Origin of the sequence: Kribbella sp. NPDC048915 (assembly GCF_040649595.1) — a bacterium.
GTDB lineage: Bacteria > Actinomycetota > Actinomycetes > Propionibacteriales > Kribbellaceae > Kribbella.
In genome coordinates, this window is sequence record NZ_JBEZFT010000032.1 from 59,777 (window position 1) to 73,209 (window position 13,433).

The 13,433-nt window shown below is 70.0% G+C and carries 17 protein-coding genes; 14 read left to right on the plus strand and 3 right to left on the minus strand.

Annotated features, from left to right (window positions below; translation table 11 throughout):
- Positions 1-27: 27 nt before the first annotated feature.
- Positions 28-819, plus strand: a complete 792-nt coding sequence (locus tag AB0B82_RS18485; RefSeq protein WP_360169358.1) for an AraC family transcriptional regulator — start codon at positions 28-30, stop codon at positions 817-819.
- Here AB0B82_RS18485 and AB0B82_RS18490 read toward each other — a convergent pair.
- Positions 756-1,868, minus strand: coding sequence for a citrate synthase 2 (locus AB0B82_RS18490; RefSeq protein ID WP_360169361.1), 1,113 nt, complete (start codon positions 1,866-1,868; stop codon positions 756-758). The genes AB0B82_RS18485 and AB0B82_RS18490 overlap by 64 nt on opposite strands.
- A 153-nt stretch (positions 1,869-2,021) precedes the next feature.
- On the opposite strand from AB0B82_RS18490, the gene AB0B82_RS18495 reads away from it, so the two are divergent.
- From AB0B82_RS18495 to AB0B82_RS18515, 5 genes are all read left to right on the plus strand, one after another.
- Complete coding sequence (locus AB0B82_RS18495; protein ID WP_360169364.1) at positions 2,022-2,624, plus strand: hypothetical protein; 603 nt, start codon at positions 2,022-2,024, stop codon at positions 2,622-2,624.
- A 13-nt stretch (positions 2,625-2,637) separates the two neighbouring features.
- Positions 2,638-3,279 carry a pyridoxamine 5'-phosphate oxidase gene (gene pdxH / locus AB0B82_RS18500; RefSeq protein ID WP_360169367.1) on the plus strand — a complete coding sequence of 214 codons (642 nt, stop codon included), beginning with the start codon at positions 2,638-2,640 and terminating at the stop codon, positions 3,277-3,279.
- A 312-nt stretch (positions 3,280-3,591) separates the two neighbouring features.
- Positions 3,592-3,885 (plus strand): hypothetical protein, encoded by a 294-nt coding sequence (locus AB0B82_RS18505; RefSeq protein ID WP_360169370.1) that lies wholly within the window; start codon positions 3,592-3,594, stop codon positions 3,883-3,885.
- Positions 3,885-4,880 (plus strand): SPFH domain-containing protein, encoded by a 996-nt coding sequence (locus AB0B82_RS18510; protein WP_360169373.1) that lies wholly within the window; start codon positions 3,885-3,887, stop codon positions 4,878-4,880. The genes AB0B82_RS18505 and AB0B82_RS18510 overlap by 1 nt, the downstream gene beginning before the upstream one ends.
- A gap of 13 nt (positions 4,881-4,893) precedes the next feature.
- Entirely contained in the window at positions 4,894-5,475 is a 582-nt protein-coding gene (locus AB0B82_RS18515) for a CGNR zinc finger domain-containing protein (protein ID WP_360169376.1), read from the plus strand.
- 85 nt (positions 5,476-5,560) lie between these two features.
- Here the strand turns inward: AB0B82_RS18515 and AB0B82_RS18520 are convergent, their stop codons facing one another.
- The gene (locus AB0B82_RS18520) at positions 5,561-6,271 is read right to left on the minus strand and encodes a hypothetical protein (protein ID WP_360169379.1); all 711 of its coding nucleotides are present in this window, start codon (positions 6,269-6,271) and stop codon (positions 5,561-5,563) included.
- A gap of 237 nt (positions 6,272-6,508) precedes the next feature.
- Between AB0B82_RS18520 and AB0B82_RS18525 the strand changes: the two genes are divergently transcribed.
- From AB0B82_RS18525 to AB0B82_RS18545, 5 genes are all read left to right on the plus strand, one after another.
- Positions 6,509-7,135 (plus strand): TetR family transcriptional regulator, encoded by a 627-nt coding sequence (locus AB0B82_RS18525; protein WP_360169382.1) that lies wholly within the window; start codon positions 6,509-6,511, stop codon positions 7,133-7,135.
- A gap of 108 nt (positions 7,136-7,243) precedes the next feature.
- Entirely contained in the window at positions 7,244-8,224 is a 981-nt protein-coding gene (locus AB0B82_RS18530) for an ROK family protein (protein WP_360169385.1), read from the plus strand.
- On the plus strand, positions 8,221-9,351 hold the full coding sequence (gene nagA / locus AB0B82_RS18535) for an N-acetylglucosamine-6-phosphate deacetylase (protein ID WP_360169388.1): 1,131 nt from the start codon (positions 8,221-8,223) through the stop codon (positions 9,349-9,351). Before AB0B82_RS18530 ends, nagA begins: the two co-directional genes overlap by 4 nt.
- On the plus strand, positions 9,339-10,253 hold the full coding sequence (locus AB0B82_RS18540) for a hexose kinase (RefSeq protein WP_360169391.1): 915 nt from the start codon (positions 9,339-9,341) through the stop codon (positions 10,251-10,253). Before nagA ends, AB0B82_RS18540 begins: the two co-directional genes overlap by 13 nt.
- A gap of 8 nt (positions 10,254-10,261) precedes the next feature.
- Positions 10,262-11,098, plus strand: coding sequence for a class II fructose-bisphosphate aldolase (locus tag AB0B82_RS18545; protein WP_360169394.1), 837 nt, complete (start codon positions 10,262-10,264; stop codon positions 11,096-11,098).
- 15 nt (positions 11,099-11,113) lie between these two features.
- On the opposite strand, the gene AB0B82_RS18550 is transcribed toward AB0B82_RS18545, so the two are convergent.
- Positions 11,114-11,401, minus strand: a complete 288-nt coding sequence (locus AB0B82_RS18550; RefSeq protein ID WP_360169397.1) for a hypothetical protein — start codon at positions 11,399-11,401, stop codon at positions 11,114-11,116.
- 44 nt (positions 11,402-11,445) lie between these two features.
- On the opposite strand from AB0B82_RS18550, the gene AB0B82_RS18555 reads away from it, so the two are divergent.
- The 3 genes from AB0B82_RS18555 (at position 11,446) to AB0B82_RS18565 (ending at position 13,430) form a co-directional block, all read left to right on the plus strand.
- The gene (locus AB0B82_RS18555) at positions 11,446-12,003 is read left to right on the plus strand and encodes a hypothetical protein (RefSeq protein WP_360169400.1); all 558 of its coding nucleotides are present in this window, start codon (positions 11,446-11,448) and stop codon (positions 12,001-12,003) included.
- A gap of 76 nt (positions 12,004-12,079) precedes the next feature.
- Positions 12,080-12,604 (plus strand): hypothetical protein, encoded by a 525-nt coding sequence (locus AB0B82_RS18560; RefSeq protein ID WP_360169403.1) that lies wholly within the window; start codon positions 12,080-12,082, stop codon positions 12,602-12,604.
- Positions 12,605-12,665: 61 nt separating this feature from the next.
- Positions 12,666-13,430, plus strand: a complete 765-nt coding sequence (locus AB0B82_RS18565) for an APC family permease (protein ID WP_360169406.1) — start codon at positions 12,666-12,668, stop codon at positions 13,428-13,430.
- The last annotated feature ends 3 nt before the right edge of the window (positions 13,431-13,433 follow it).

The window sequence follows — 13,433 nt, forward strand, 5'->3', positions numbered from 1 at the left end:
TTCTTCCCGCGCTTGAAGATCGACCGGATGAGCGCCCCGACCTTCTGGCGCTGCGAACCGAGTTGGTCGTGGACGTCGTACCCGCTCGGCGACCACCTGCTCTGGTGCGTCATCGACGGTCGCGGCGAACTCGAGCTCGGCAACCAGCGACGGGAACTGCACCCAGGCGTCTGTGCACTCTTCCAACCGGGGGACGCCCCACGTGCGACGCACGACCCGCACCGCCGCCTGCTCGTCTTCGGCATGCATTTCGGCACCGCACGCCCCTCGGCACCTGATCCACGCTGGGGCGAGGTGCTGGATCGCGAGTTCCTCAACGTCCTCGCCCGCGCCAGCGACGCGGCGTACCGGAGAAACGATGCCCGAGGCCACTACCAGGCCGAACTGTGCCTGGAGCAACTGGTCGCACTCATCCACGAAGCCGTTGAGCACCCTGGGCGCAGCGGCGCGACAGACGACCCGATCGACGACCTCGCCCGGCAGCTGAGGCAAGACCCGGGCCGCGACTGGACCGTGGCGGAGATGGCGCGACGAGCGTCACTCAGCCGGGCCCAGTTCACGCGCAGGTTCGTGGCGCGCCTCGGTATGTCGCCGGCGCAGTACCTGATCCAGGCCCGCGTCGACCGGGCGCACCAGCTACTGACCGAGGGCGGCATGACCGTCACGGAGACGGCCGCCGCCCTCGGGTACACCGATGTCCCGTACTTCAGCCGCCAGTACAAGCAACGCACTGGCCGGACCGCGGGCCAGGACCGTCAGGCCCAGGCCGGGTTCCAGCCCTCGACCGAGTCGGCCGGGCGCGTCGCCGGGCCCGAGTAGACCGCCGACGGGCGGATCAGGCGGCCGGTGCGCTTCTGTTCCAGGACGTGCGCGCTCCAGCCGGCGGTCCGGGCGCAGGTGAACATCGAGGTGAACATCGGCGGCGGCACCTCCGCGAAGTCCAGTACAATCGCCGCCCAGAACTCGACGTTGGTCTCCAGCACCCGGTCCGGACGCCGTTCGCGCAGCTCGGTCAGCGCGGCCTGCTCGAGCGCCTCGGCCACCTCGTACCGCGGGGCGTCCAGTTCACGTGCCGTACGGCGAAGTACCCGGGCGCGCGGGTCCTCGGCGCGGTACACGCGGTGCCCGAAGCCCATCAGCCGCTCGCCCGCGTCCAGCAGGCCCTTCACGTACGAGCGTGCGTCGCCGGACCGCTCGACGCCCTCGATCATCGTCAGTACGCGCGCCGGTGCGCCGCCGTGCAGCGGTCCGGACATCGCGCCGACCGCACCGGACAGCGCCGCGGCGACATCCGCCCCGGTCGACGCGATCACCCGGGCGGTGAACGTCGACGCGTTCATGCCGTGCTCGGCGGCGGACGTCCAGTACGCGTCGACGGCGCGGACGTGCTTGGGATCCGGCTCGCCGCGCCAGCGGATCATGAACCGCTCGGTGATCGTGGTCGCCTTGTCCACCTCGCGTTGCGGCACCATCGGCTGGCCGATGCCGCGCGCGGCCTGGGCGACGTACGACAGCGCCATCACCGCGGCCCGGGACAGGTCCTCGCGGGCCTGCGCGTCGTCGATGTCGTACAGCGGCCGCAGACCCCAGGCCGGTGCGAGCATCGCCAGCGCGGACTGTACGTCGACCCGCACGTCGCCGGTGTGCACCGGCAGCGGGAACGGCTCGGCCGGCGGCAGACCGGGCGTGAACGCACCGTCGACCAGCAGGCCCCAGACGTTCTCGAACGGCACCCGGCCGACCAGGTCCTCGATGTCCACGCCGCGGTAGCGGAGGGCCGACCCTTCCTTGTCCGGCTCGGCGATCTGCGTATCGAACGCGACCACGCCCTCCAGCCCGTGCTGCACCTCGGTCCTCGGATCAGACATGCGACTCCTTTTGTGTCCGGACGCGGGCCTCACCAGGCAGGCCCGCGCACCTCTGGGCGCCCAGGCAGCATAGTTCTCCGCACCCGAATTCGGGCAGATATGTGACCGGTTCGCGCCCCAGGGGTGGACCGCCTCCGGGGCTAGTCTCGGTGGATGGCCAAGCCACTGCCCGCCCTCGGACTCGTCATCGGCGTCGTCGCCACCTACCTCGGCGTGCGTGCGGCGTCCTACGCCACGGGTCGGCTGACGATGCGCTTTCAGACGCTGCGCGGCGACGTGGGGGCGATGCTGCCGTGGCTTGCACTGCTCGTGGTCATCGCCGTGCTCCTCGGCCTGCTGATGATCGCGCCGAGGATCGGGGCGGGCGTGACGACCGGGGCGGGGTTGTTGCTGACCGTGGTCGGGCTCGCCGTCATGCTGTTGCCGGTGCGGCAGGCGTTCGACCTGGTGAAGCTGTTCCAGCTCCCGGGTTCCCGGTTCGGGCCGATGTACCTGCTGTTCGACGGCTCCGTGCTGCTGATCGGCATCCCGCTGTTGCTGGTCGGCATCCGGCGCTGGGCGCAGGAGTCGAAGCTGGCCAAGCAGGCCGGTCCGCAGTCCACCTACCCGCAGCAGCAGTGGGGCGGCTACCCGGGACAACAGCCGTACCAGCCGCCGCAGCATGCACCACAGCACCAACCGCAGCAGCAGCCGTACCAGCAGCCGTACCAGCAGCCGCAGTACCCGGGCCAGCAAGACCGGCCGAACCAGCCGTAAGTAGGCTCCCGATGTGGACCTTGCGCAGATGCGGGAGACGTACGGGCTGGGCGAGCTGCTGGAAAGTCAGGTCGACGCCGACCCGATCGTGCAGTTCGGGATCTGGCTCGAGCAGGCACGGGACGCCGGCCTGGCCGAGCCGAACGCGATGGTGCTCGCGACCGCGGACCAGGACGGACGGCCGTCGGCGCGGACCGTGCTGCTGAAGCGCGTGGACGAGCGCGGGTTCGTGTTCTACACCAACCAGCAGTCCCGCAAGGCGGAGGACCTGGAGTCGAATCCGCGGTGCGCGCTGGTGTTCCCGTGGCATGCGATGGAGCGGCAGGTCCGGGTCGAAGGGACCGTCACGAAGCTGCCGGCCGCGGAGGTCGACGCGTACTTCGGGAGCCGGCCGCGCGAGTCGCAGCTCGGGGCCTGGGCCTCGCAGCAGAGTCAGCCGGTCGCGTCCCGCGAGGAGCTCGACCTGCAGTACGCGTCGTACGAGCGGCAGTGGCCGGAGGGCACCACGATCACCACGCCGTACTTCTGGGGCGGGTACCTGGTGACGCCGGAAACGATCGAGTTCTGGCAGGGCCGGACGGGCCGGCTGCACGACCGGCTCGCCTACCGTCGAACGACGGGCGACGCCTGGGAGCTGATCCGGCTGCAGCCCTGAGCCGGCACAAATGAGCAGGGCATAAACGAGCAGGGCATAAGGAAGCCCGCGGACGCTTCCAGAGACACGACCGGGTGGCCGAACTCTGGGTCAGGCGGACTGACCTGACTGCCCGCGGGCCCGGTGGCGGCGTTGAATTGGCCGACCACATGCCCACTTACTTCAGTGGTTGGCGGGTCAGCCCGCCGCCACCTCACGAGTCCGATAGCAATTCATGCGTTGGACCACCTCCCTTCGCGTGTACTGCGAACCTACTGCCCACCGGTGCCGCCTTCAACAGATTTTCGCCCAGGGATGAACCACAATCAGGACATGATCAGACTCGGACTGCCGGCGATCGTGCTGTTGATCGGAACCGCCTGGTTCGCGTGGACGTCGTACCGCCGCGCGACGAACGCGGAACAGGCACTGGCCGAGCTGAACGCCGAACACCGGGGGCTGATGGCCGAGGCCAGGGCGCTGGAGCGGGCAGTCGCGGCTGCGGAGCAGGGTTTACGGACGCTCAGCTCGCATCCGTCGGTACCGCGGGACGTCGCGGTCACCGCCGACCTGACCCTCGCCGACGTGCGGCGACTGGTGGAGAAACGCAAGGAGCTCGACGACTGATGGCCAAGCTGGGGAAGCCTGCTGTGATCACGCCCAAGAGCAGCGGCGGCGGCAAGGGGAAGGTGATCGGCGGCGTGATCGTGGCCGTCATCGCGCTGATCATCCTGTTCAGCATCTTCAACTTCGCGAACACCGACGCCAACCGGATCGGCCTGCACTACGGCGGCGGCGTGATCGAGGACAAGAAGTTCAAGTCGGTCATCCCGCCGGGTTCGACGAACAAGCTGATCGGCCCGGGCGACACGGTCTACACGTACCCGATCGACCAGCGCTCGTACATCATCGGCGGTGACGGCGCGGACACCGACGCGGCGGACGAGGTCACCGTGGTCAGCAAGGACAACGTCCGGCTGGGCGTCCGCGTCCAGGTCTACTTCACGCTGAACCGCGAGAAGGACGTGCTGAAGTCGTTCCACGAGCGGATCGGCCTGAAGACCGACGCGTACGAGGAGGACGGCTGGAACACCATGCTGCAGAGCTACTTCCGGCCGCAGATCGACCGGGCGCTGGCCGCGGTCGCGACCAACTACGGCTGGGCCGAGCTGTACAACAACGAGAAGATGAAGTCGCAGTTCCAGACCGCAGCGGCCAAGGAGTTCACCCGGCTGCTGCCGGCCGCGGTCGGCGGGGACTACTTCTGCGGACCGGGGTACAACGGCAGCAACGATTGCGGTGAGCTCTCGTTCACGATCCAGAAGCCGATGCCGCTCGACAAGGGGATCATCGACGGGCTCGAGGCGAAGCAGCGGGCCGAGCTGGCGAAGGCGACCCAGGTGCAGAAGAACCAGCAGGTGAATGTCGAGCTGCAATCGGTCAAACAGCAGGTCGCGATGCTCGGGGCGCAGGGTTACCTGCTGAAGACCGCGATCGAGTCGGGCAAGATCCAGTTCATGGTGATCCCGCAGAACGGCAACGTCAGCATCCCGGTGCCGACCACGACCACCCAGCAGCCGAACCCGCCGTCCGGCAACCAGCCGTCGCAACCCACCCGGTAAGCGCGGTACGACCATGAGTGCGCTGCCGTCCCATCTCGAGCTGGTCGAGGGCGTCGTGCTGCCCAAACCGGTCGGCGCGCACCCGGTGCTCGACTTCGTCAACACTCGGTCCGAGTGGACCGCCCGCGGCCCCGCCCGGACCGAGTGGCTGACGTCGCACGACGCCTTCCTGACGTGGACGTCGTACGTCGGTCTGCTGCCGCCGGCAACGGTCAACCGGCTCCGTGAGCACCCCGCGGAGCTGCAGCCGGTACTCGAGTTCCGAGCGAGTCTGTACGACGTCCTGTCCGGCGACGCGGACGAGCGAACCTTCGAGGCGGTGGCGCAACGAATCGAGCAGGCGTCCGCACACCGTCGATTCGTCCGCACCCAGCACGGGGCCACGTGGGAGTTGCCGGAGGACGAAGACCTGCCGCTGCACACCCTCGCGCTCCGAGCCGGCGAACTGCTGACCGGCGCGGAGCGGGCGCACATCCGCAGCTGCCCGTCCTGCGGCTGGCTGTTCCTCGACCCGCGCGGCCGGCGTCGCTGGTGCTCGATGGCGACCTGCGGGAACCGCGCCAAGGTCCGCGCCCACGCGGCCCGAACCCGCTAACTGTTCGTCCAGGTATGCAGAACCCCGCGAAACGGCGCTCTCAGGCCGCGTTCGAGGGGGTTCTGCATACCTGGAGGGACATCGTTCAGTTGAACAGCGCCGGGTCGACCATGATCCAGGTGTGCTTCGCCCGCGCCAGGACGCGGCCGTCGGCGTCGTAGAGCGTGCTCGCGGTGAACGTCTTCCGCCCGTCCGCACCGAGGTAGCGCCCGAGGACGACGCATTCCTCGCCGGGCTCCGGCCGCGCGTCCACGCACGCGGTCAGCTGCCCGAGCACCGACGGGCGCCCTTCGAGGTCGATCGTCCAGCCGCCGGGGCAGTCCAGCGCCGCCCACAGGAAGACCGCGTCCACCTGCCCCTCGGTCGCGAGTGCCGGGGCAGGGGTCCACGTGCACGCCGTCCGCCCGTCGCCGATCGGACCGGGCTTGAGCTGTAGGCCGTCCGGATTCGCCGGTCCGCAGACGAAGCAGCCCGGGAACGGGTGGTTGCGCAGTCCGCGGTACGACGCCTCGGCCGCGCGCGCCTCCTCGGGGGACACCGGATCGACCGTCGCGTCCGCGAGGACATCGCCGTCGACCCCGACCGCCTCGGCAACCACGGCCGTACCGTCGACGAGCCGGCCGGGCGTCAACTCGAGGGCCTTCTCGAGCGGCGGCGGCATCCGCAACGTGACCTGCGGAACGAGGCCCGCGTCGAGCTCGGCCGTCAGCGCGGTCCCGACGAGACCGGCGACGTAGCCCCCGTTGCCCGATCGTTCCGGCCCCCGGAAATGCCGCTCGACCCGTACGGAAGTCATGGCTCGGGACCCTAACGCACTCACGCATTTCACTCGCTCGTGCACGCCGCGTGGTGGAGGTGTGAAGGGTGGGAGCGGTGGGAAGGAAAGGGTTTCAGAGAAATCTGAGGATTTCTCGGGACAACTGAGCTGAGCCCTCCAGTTCAAACGACCGTTTGAACTATGCTGACTGCAGGCTACTGCGCGTGAGCAGGTGGGGTGCCTGCGCGAGCGGTAGTCGGGGGGAAGGAGAACTCTGTGGAGACGCCGGTCGAAACGACCAGGGAGAGGTTGCTCAACGTCGCCGAGCAACGGTTCGGCGAAGGGGGCTACGAGGGCACCTCGCTGCGGGCCATCACGGTCGCGGCAGCCGCGAACATCGCGGCGGTCAACTATCACTTCGGTTCGAAGGAAGCCTTGCTGCGCGCGGCAGTGGCCCGGGCGCTGGGCCCGGTCAACGCCGAGCGGCGGCGCCGGCTGGATCAGCTGGAGGCCGGCGGGTCTCCCGATCCGGAAGCCCTGATCCGGGCGTTCGTCGAACCTGGGCTGGAATTGGTGACGCGCCGCGGTGAACGCGGTGCTGTGGTCGCGCGGTTCATCGGCCGGATCGCGTTCGATCCGAGCCGGCGGATCCGGGAGCTGTACGCGGCCGAGTCCGAACCGATCGAGAGCAGGTTCCTGGCCGCGTTGCAGCGGGCGCTGCCGCACGCGTCATCCGATGCGGTCGCCTTCGGGTACATGAACATGCTCGGCCTGCTCGCGCTGCACCAGTCGCAGGCCCTGTCGCCGGCGCCGGGCGCGACCGGCCCGGAGGATCCGGCCAAGCTCACCGAGAGCCTGGTGACCTTCCTGGTCGCCGCGTTCGACCACGGCTTGAGGTCCTGAGAGCCGGGGAGGACGAGCAGACCAGATTGCGCACTGGGCGGCGTGAGGTTGTCCAGTTTTTGCTCATGGATGTTCGGACTGCCGGGTAACGCTGCATAATGGCGCTCCGTGGACCCCTGTGAAGTCGTGGTTGCCGTCGACCTCGGTGGAACCCGGATGAAGTGCGGCCTGGTCGCCGCGGACGGTGCCGTGCTGCACCGCGAGACCAGGCCGACACCCCGGGCCGATGCCCGCGACGGCGGCCGCGCCGTGCTCGACGCGCTGCTGGAGACCGTTGTCGAGCTCACCCAGAAGGCGAACGCGGAGGGCCACCACGTACGCGCCGTCGGGGTCGTGGTGCCCGGTGTGATCGACGCCCAGCACGGCACGGTCGGCGCCGAGAACCTGGAATGGGTCGGTACGCCGGTGCTCGCCGAAGTGCAGGCGGCGGTCCGGGCGACGGGTGCCGACGACCTGCCGGTCGTGCTCGCCCACGACGTCCGCGCCGGTGGATACGCCGAGCTCCGGCAGGGCGCGCTGGCCGGCGCCACGAACGCGATGTTCCTCCCGCTCGGCACCGGGATCGCCGCGGCGATGATCGTCGACGGGTCGCTGGTGAGCGGTGACGGGTACGCCGGAGAACTCGGCCACTCGAAGTTCGTCCACGGCGACGCCGCGGAGCTGTGCGCGTGCGGGCAGTGGGGTTGTCTCGAGACGGTCGCCTCCGCGGCCGCACTGGCCCGCCGGTACACCGCACGCACCGGACGGACCGTCGACGGCGCTCGCGAGGTGATGGAACTGCTGGCGGCCGGTGACCCGGACGCCGCCCAGGTCTGGCATGACGCGATCACCGCGCTCGTCGACGCCCTGGTGCTCTACACGACCCTGGTCGCGCCGACCCGGATCGCGATCGGCGGCGGTCTGGTGGGCGCCGGCGAGACACTGCTCCAGCCGCTGCGCGAAGGGGTGCACGCGCGGCTCACGTTCCAGCGCGAGCCCGAGATCGTCGCCGCGGTCCTGGGTGAGGAGGCCGGCATGCTCGGCGCCGCCTTGATGGCCTGGGACCATGCAGGTACTGGTGCATCGACAGCGGAGGACACACAAGCATGACCACGTACCGCGTGGGCCGGGTGGTGACGCCGGACGACGTACTCGAGGGCGCCTGGATCCAGGTCGAGGGCGAGGACATTGTCGCGTTCGGCCGCCGGTCCGAGGGAATGCCGGCCGACGGCAAGCGGCCCGAGGACCTCGGAGCCGTAACGGTCGTCCCGGGTTTCGTCGACATCCACACCCACGGCGGCGGCGGGGCGACGTACTCGACCACCGATCCGGAGGAGGCCCGCAAGGTCGCGGCCTTCCACGCCAATCACGGTACGACGACCACGCTGGCGAGCCTGGTGACGGCGCCGCTCGACGAGCTGGTGGCGCAGACGGCGTGCCTGTCCGAGCTGATCGCCGACGGGGTGATCGCGGGCGTGCACCTCGAGGGACCGTTCCTCTCCGAGGCGCGGTGTGGCGCCCATGAGCCGACGCTGCTGCGGCCGCCGCTCAAGGACGACGTCGCGAAGGTGCTGAGCGACGCGGTGAAGATGGTGACGATCGCGCCGGAGCTGGACAACGGTCTGGACGCGATCCGGCAGGTCGTCGACGCGGGCGCGGTCGCGGCGCTCGGGCACACCGACGCGGCGTACGAGCAGATGATCGCAGGTGCGGACGCCGGGGCGACCGTGGCGACGCACCTGTTCAACGGGATGCGCCCGTTCCACCACCGCGACCCGGGTCCGGTCGGCGCCGCGCTGAACGACGAGCGGCTGCTGCTCGAGGTGATCAACGACGGCCTGCACCTGGACCCGCAGGTGGTCCGGGTCGCGCTCGCGGCCGCCGGCGTGAACCGGATCGCGCTGATCACCGATGCGATGGAGGCCACCGGGATGCCGGACGGCCGGTACAAGCTCGGCAGCCTCGAGGTCGACGTCAAGGACGGCCTGGTGACGCTTGCCCATGGCAAGCATTCGATCGCGGGCAGTACGCTGACCATGGATGTCGCGTTCCGGAACGCGGTCCGGGCCGGCACCTCGCTGGTGGACGCCGCGCGGATGGCGTCGACGACGCCGGCGCAGACCTTCGGCTGGTACGACGTCGGCTCGATCGAGACCGGTAAGCGGGCCGACCTGGTCCTGCTGGACGACGAGTACACCGTCCAGCGGGTGATGCGGGCCGGGTCGTGGCTGGACTGATCGGGACCGTCACGCTCAATCTCGCGCTGGACGTCACGTACGAGGTCGACGAACTGCGGGTCGGCGGCAGCCATCGCGTCGACCGGATCCGCCGCCGCGCGGGCGGAAAGGGCGTGAACGTCGCCCGCGTCGCGGCAACCCTCGGCCACGAGGTGCTGGTGCTCGGGTTCGTCGGCGGCGTCACCGGTGAGCTGGTCGCGGAGGAGCTGTTCGACGCGGGGCTGACCGCGCTGCTCACCCCGATCGCCGGCGAGACCCGGCGTACCGTTGCCGTCGTCAACGATGTGGACGGCGACGCGACGATCTTCAACGAGGCCGGGCCGTCGGTGACCGCGGACGAATGGCGCGCGTTCGGCGACCGGATGCCGTGGGGACGGCTGGGTGTACTCGCCTGCTCGGGCAGTCTGCCGCCGGGGCTTCCGTCCGACGCGTACGCCGAGATCGCGGTCCGTGCCCGGCATCACGACGTACTGACGGTCATCGACGCCGGCGGTGCCGCGCTGAACGCAGCGGCCCGCGCGGGTGCGGTGGTGCGTGCCAATGCGTCGGAACTGCGGGCCGCGGTGGGCGATGTGGAGGTCGAGGACGGCGCCGGGCAACTCGTGGCGCTCGGCGCGACCGCCGCCGTGATCACCGACGGGCCGCGCGGAATGGTTGCCGCCAGCAAGAAAGGCGTCTGGCGTGCCCTGCCCGTGGAGACCGTCCGCGGCAATCCGACCGGAGCCGGTGACGCCTGTACGGCGGTTGTCGCTGCCGCAGTCGCCGCGACACCGGAGCCGGACTGGTCCGTCGTCCTGAAGTCCGCGGTCGCCGCGTCCGCGGCCGCCGTCCTGACACCTGTTGCCGGAGACATCGATCTCGACGCGTACCGGCGCTGGCAGCCGCAAGTGACTGTGAACTAGGAGAGATCATGCCGTTGGTTTCCGGTGCCGAGGTCGTTCTGGCCGCCGCCAAGGCGGGTCGTGGAGTCGGTGCGTTCAACGTGATCCAGCTGGAGCACGCGACCGCCCTGATCGCGGGTGCGGAGCAGGCCGGTGCGCCGGTGATCCTGCAGATCAGCGAGAACGCCGTGAAGTACCACGGCGCGCTGAAGCCGATCGGGGTCGCGACGCTGGCCGCGGCGGCGGACGCGACGGTGCCGGTGGTCGTCCACCTGGACCACGCGATGGACCGCGACCTGGTCACGGAGGCTGTCACGCTCGGATTCACGTCGGTGATGTACGACGCCTCCAAGCTCGACTACGACCACAACGTCGCGGCCACCATCGAGGTGACCCGGTTCTGCCACGACCACGGTGTCTTCGTCGAGGCCGAGATCGGTGAGGTCGGCGGCAAGGACGGCGTGCACGCGCCCGGTGCGCGGACCCGTCCGGACGAGGCCGTTGCGTTCGCCGAGGCGACCGGGGTGGACGCGCTCGCGGTCGCGGTCGGTTCGTCGCACGCGATGACCGAGCGTACGGCGACCCTCGACTTCGAACTGATCGCGCAACTGAAGGCCGCGGTACCCGTTCCGCTCGTCCTGCACGGTTCGTCGGGCGTAGCCGACGCCGATCTCACCCGCGCGGTCGAGGCCGGCATGACCAAGGTCAACATCGCCACCCACCTGAACAACGTCTTCACCGGCGTGGTGCGCGAGACCCTGGCAGCCAACCCGAAGCTGGTGGACACCCGAAAGTACCTCGGCCCGGCCCGCGACGCGGTGGCCTCAGAGGTGGCCCGCCTCCTCGACGTACTGCGGGCTGCCTGAGAACCGCTGCGCCGCCTAAGAGATCGCGGCGCTGCCGCGGACCCAATGGGCGCGAAGGTCGTCGCGGGCCCGCTGGACCTGCTCCCGGGCGGCCGGGTCGGGGACCTCGAAGTCCTCGATCAGGCGGGTCAGGGCATGCTCCACCGCAGCGACCAGGGCGTCCTCCTCGGTCAGCTCGGTCTCGGCCACACCTCGCAGTCCCGCGGCGAGCGCGGTCAAGCCGGCGCACTCCTGGTCGGTGAACCGCACCCGGAGCTCCGTCCTGGTGTCCACACGCACCTCCTCGATGGTTGGTACAGTCATGGTGCAATGCAACGTATGTGTTGCACAAGAGTGAGGGGCCGGCGATGACGGTGGCGGTGGACGAGACGCTGCGGACGGCGACCATCGCCGTACTGGCCGAGCACGGCTGGGCGGGGGTGACCTTGGAGCGGGTCGCGGAGAAGGTCGGCCGGTCGCGGGTGACGCTGTGGCGGCAGGGGCTCACGGTCGAGTCGCTGCTCAGCTCGCTGCTGGACGCACTCGCCGACGACTACCGGGACACGATGTGGCCGGTGCTGGCCGGCTCGGGGACCGGGCGCGAGGGGCTGATCCGTGCGCTGGAGGCGCTGTTCGACGTGATCGACCGGCATCTGCCGCTGATGTTGTCGTCGGATCTGGTCTTCCACCAGGAGCAGGCGCGGAACGGGCCGGTCTCGTTCCTGGATCCGTTCGAGCGGTTCCTGCGCGAGGGCGAGGCGGACGGCTCGCTGCATCCGCACGGCCGGATCAGCGATGTTGCGGAGGTGCTGATGGTTTCGGCCGCGCTGACCTACGTGCACATGCGTGGTCGCCATCACTGGTCGCGGTCGCGGGCCCGGCGCCTGACCCTCGATCTGGTGCTTCGCGGAGTGATCGAGGCGTGAAACATGGCTGTTGCATTTCGCGCAACAGTCATGTTTCACTGGCGGCATCGACACCTTCTGCACACCGGAGACCGTCATGACTCTTCCGTACGCCGAACCGCTGGTCCGTCTCGAGCCGCAGCCCCGGGTGATCCCCGAACCGCCCCGCGTCGGCGAGCCCGGCGGTCCGCACTGCGGGCTGTGCGACTGGCTCGCCGACTTCGAGCACTCCGAACACCGGCCGCCGCTGTGGTACGACGACGACTGGGCACTGATCCGCGCAACCGACGTCACCATCCCCGGCATCGTGTGGCTGACGACCCGGGCCCACTACGACTCGTTCGTGGACCTGCCCGACCGGCTTGCCCACAGTTACGGTTCGGTGGTCGCTCGGGTCGAGCGAGCCATCCTCGCCCTCGGCGACATCGCGCGGGTGCATGTCTATCGTTGGGGCGACGGTTCTGCCCACTTCCACGTGTGGTTCTACCCCCGGCCGCTGGGCATGCTCGAGGCCCGCCGAGAGATGCTGCCCCTGTGGGCGGACCTGCTGCCCCCAGCCACGGAGGAGGTCGTCGCCGATGCCGAAGCCAAGATCGCGGCATCTCTGGCGACGAACCCCTGACATGCCCTCGAACCACGAACCGGCGCCACACCCCCAGTCTGGAGCGCAGGACCAGGCGGGGTTGGCCCGTCGGCTCGGCGTCGGGGACGCCGTACTGATCGGGCTGGGGTCGATGGTGGGGGCCGGGGTGTTCGCGGTGTGGACGCCGGCCACGCAGGCGGCTGGGTCCGGGGTGTTGATCGGGCTGTTCCTCGCCGCGATCGTTGCCTACTGCAACGCGGCCTCGTCGGCCCAGTTGGCGGCGGTGTACCCGGTGTCCGGCGGCACCTATGTGTACGGGCGGGAGCGCCTGGGGGAGTGGTGGGGGTTCGCGGCCGGCTGGTGTTTCGTGATCGGCAAGACCGCGTCGTGCGCCGCGATGGCGCTGACCTTCGCGACCTACGTCACCGACACCTCCTGGCTTCGGCGGTTGGTGGCGCTCGCAGCCGTGGTCGCGCTGGCCGCCGTCAACTATCGCGGCGTGACCCGGACCGCGCGCCTCACCCGGATCCTGGTGCTCTGCACGCTCGCCGTGCTCACGCTCGTCCTCGTCGTTGTCTTCACCACCGGACCGCAGCAGCATCCCGATCTGTCGCGCACCTCGGCGTACGGCGTACTGCAGTCGGCCGGACTGTTGTTCTTCGCGTTCGCCGGTTATGCGCGGATCGCCACCATGGGTGAGGAGGTCCGGGAACCCGCGAAGACGATCCCGCGGGCCATCACGATCGCGCTGACCGTTGCCATCGGCCTCTATCTCGTCGTGGCGCTGGCCTTGCTGCGGTCCGGCGACCCGGCGTCGACCGCGGCGCCCCCGGCCCCCCGCCGCCACGGGGCCGGGGCGGGGTGAGGG

Bases quoted from the DNA above. Each gene is read 5' to 3' on its own strand.
- AB0B82_RS18485 (WP_360169358.1), top strand. From the start codon at position 28: ATGAGCGCCCCGACCTTCTGGCGCTGCGAACCGAGTTGGTCGTGGACG.
- AB0B82_RS18490 (WP_360169361.1), bottom strand. From the start codon at position 1,868: ATGTCTGATCCGAGGACCGAGGTGCAGCACGGGCTGGAGGGCGTGGTC.
- AB0B82_RS18495 (WP_360169364.1), top strand. From the start codon at position 2,022: ATGGCCAAGCCACTGCCCGCCCTCGGACTCGTCATCGGCGTCGTCGCC.
- AB0B82_RS18505 (WP_360169370.1), top strand. From the start codon at position 3,592: ATGATCAGACTCGGACTGCCGGCGATCGTGCTGTTGATCGGAACCGCC.
- AB0B82_RS18510 (WP_360169373.1), top strand. From the start codon at position 3,885: ATGGCCAAGCTGGGGAAGCCTGCTGTGATCACGCCCAAGAGCAGCGGC.
- AB0B82_RS18515 (WP_360169376.1), top strand. From the start codon at position 4,894: ATGAGTGCGCTGCCGTCCCATCTCGAGCTGGTCGAGGGCGTCGTGCTG.
- AB0B82_RS18520 (WP_360169379.1), bottom strand. From the start codon at position 6,271: ATGACTTCCGTACGGGTCGAGCGGCATTTCCGGGGGCCGGAACGATCG.
- nagA (WP_360169388.1), top strand. From the start codon at position 8,221: ATGACCACGTACCGCGTGGGCCGGGTGGTGACGCCGGACGACGTACTC.
- AB0B82_RS18545 (WP_360169394.1), top strand. From the start codon at position 10,262: ATGCCGTTGGTTTCCGGTGCCGAGGTCGTTCTGGCCGCCGCCAAGGCG.
- AB0B82_RS18550 (WP_360169397.1), bottom strand. From the start codon at position 11,401: ATGACTGTACCAACCATCGAGGAGGTGCGTGTGGACACCAGGACGGAG.
- AB0B82_RS18555 (WP_360169400.1), top strand. From the start codon at position 11,446: ATGACGGTGGCGGTGGACGAGACGCTGCGGACGGCGACCATCGCCGTA.
- AB0B82_RS18560 (WP_360169403.1), top strand. From the start codon at position 12,080: ATGACTCTTCCGTACGCCGAACCGCTGGTCCGTCTCGAGCCGCAGCCC.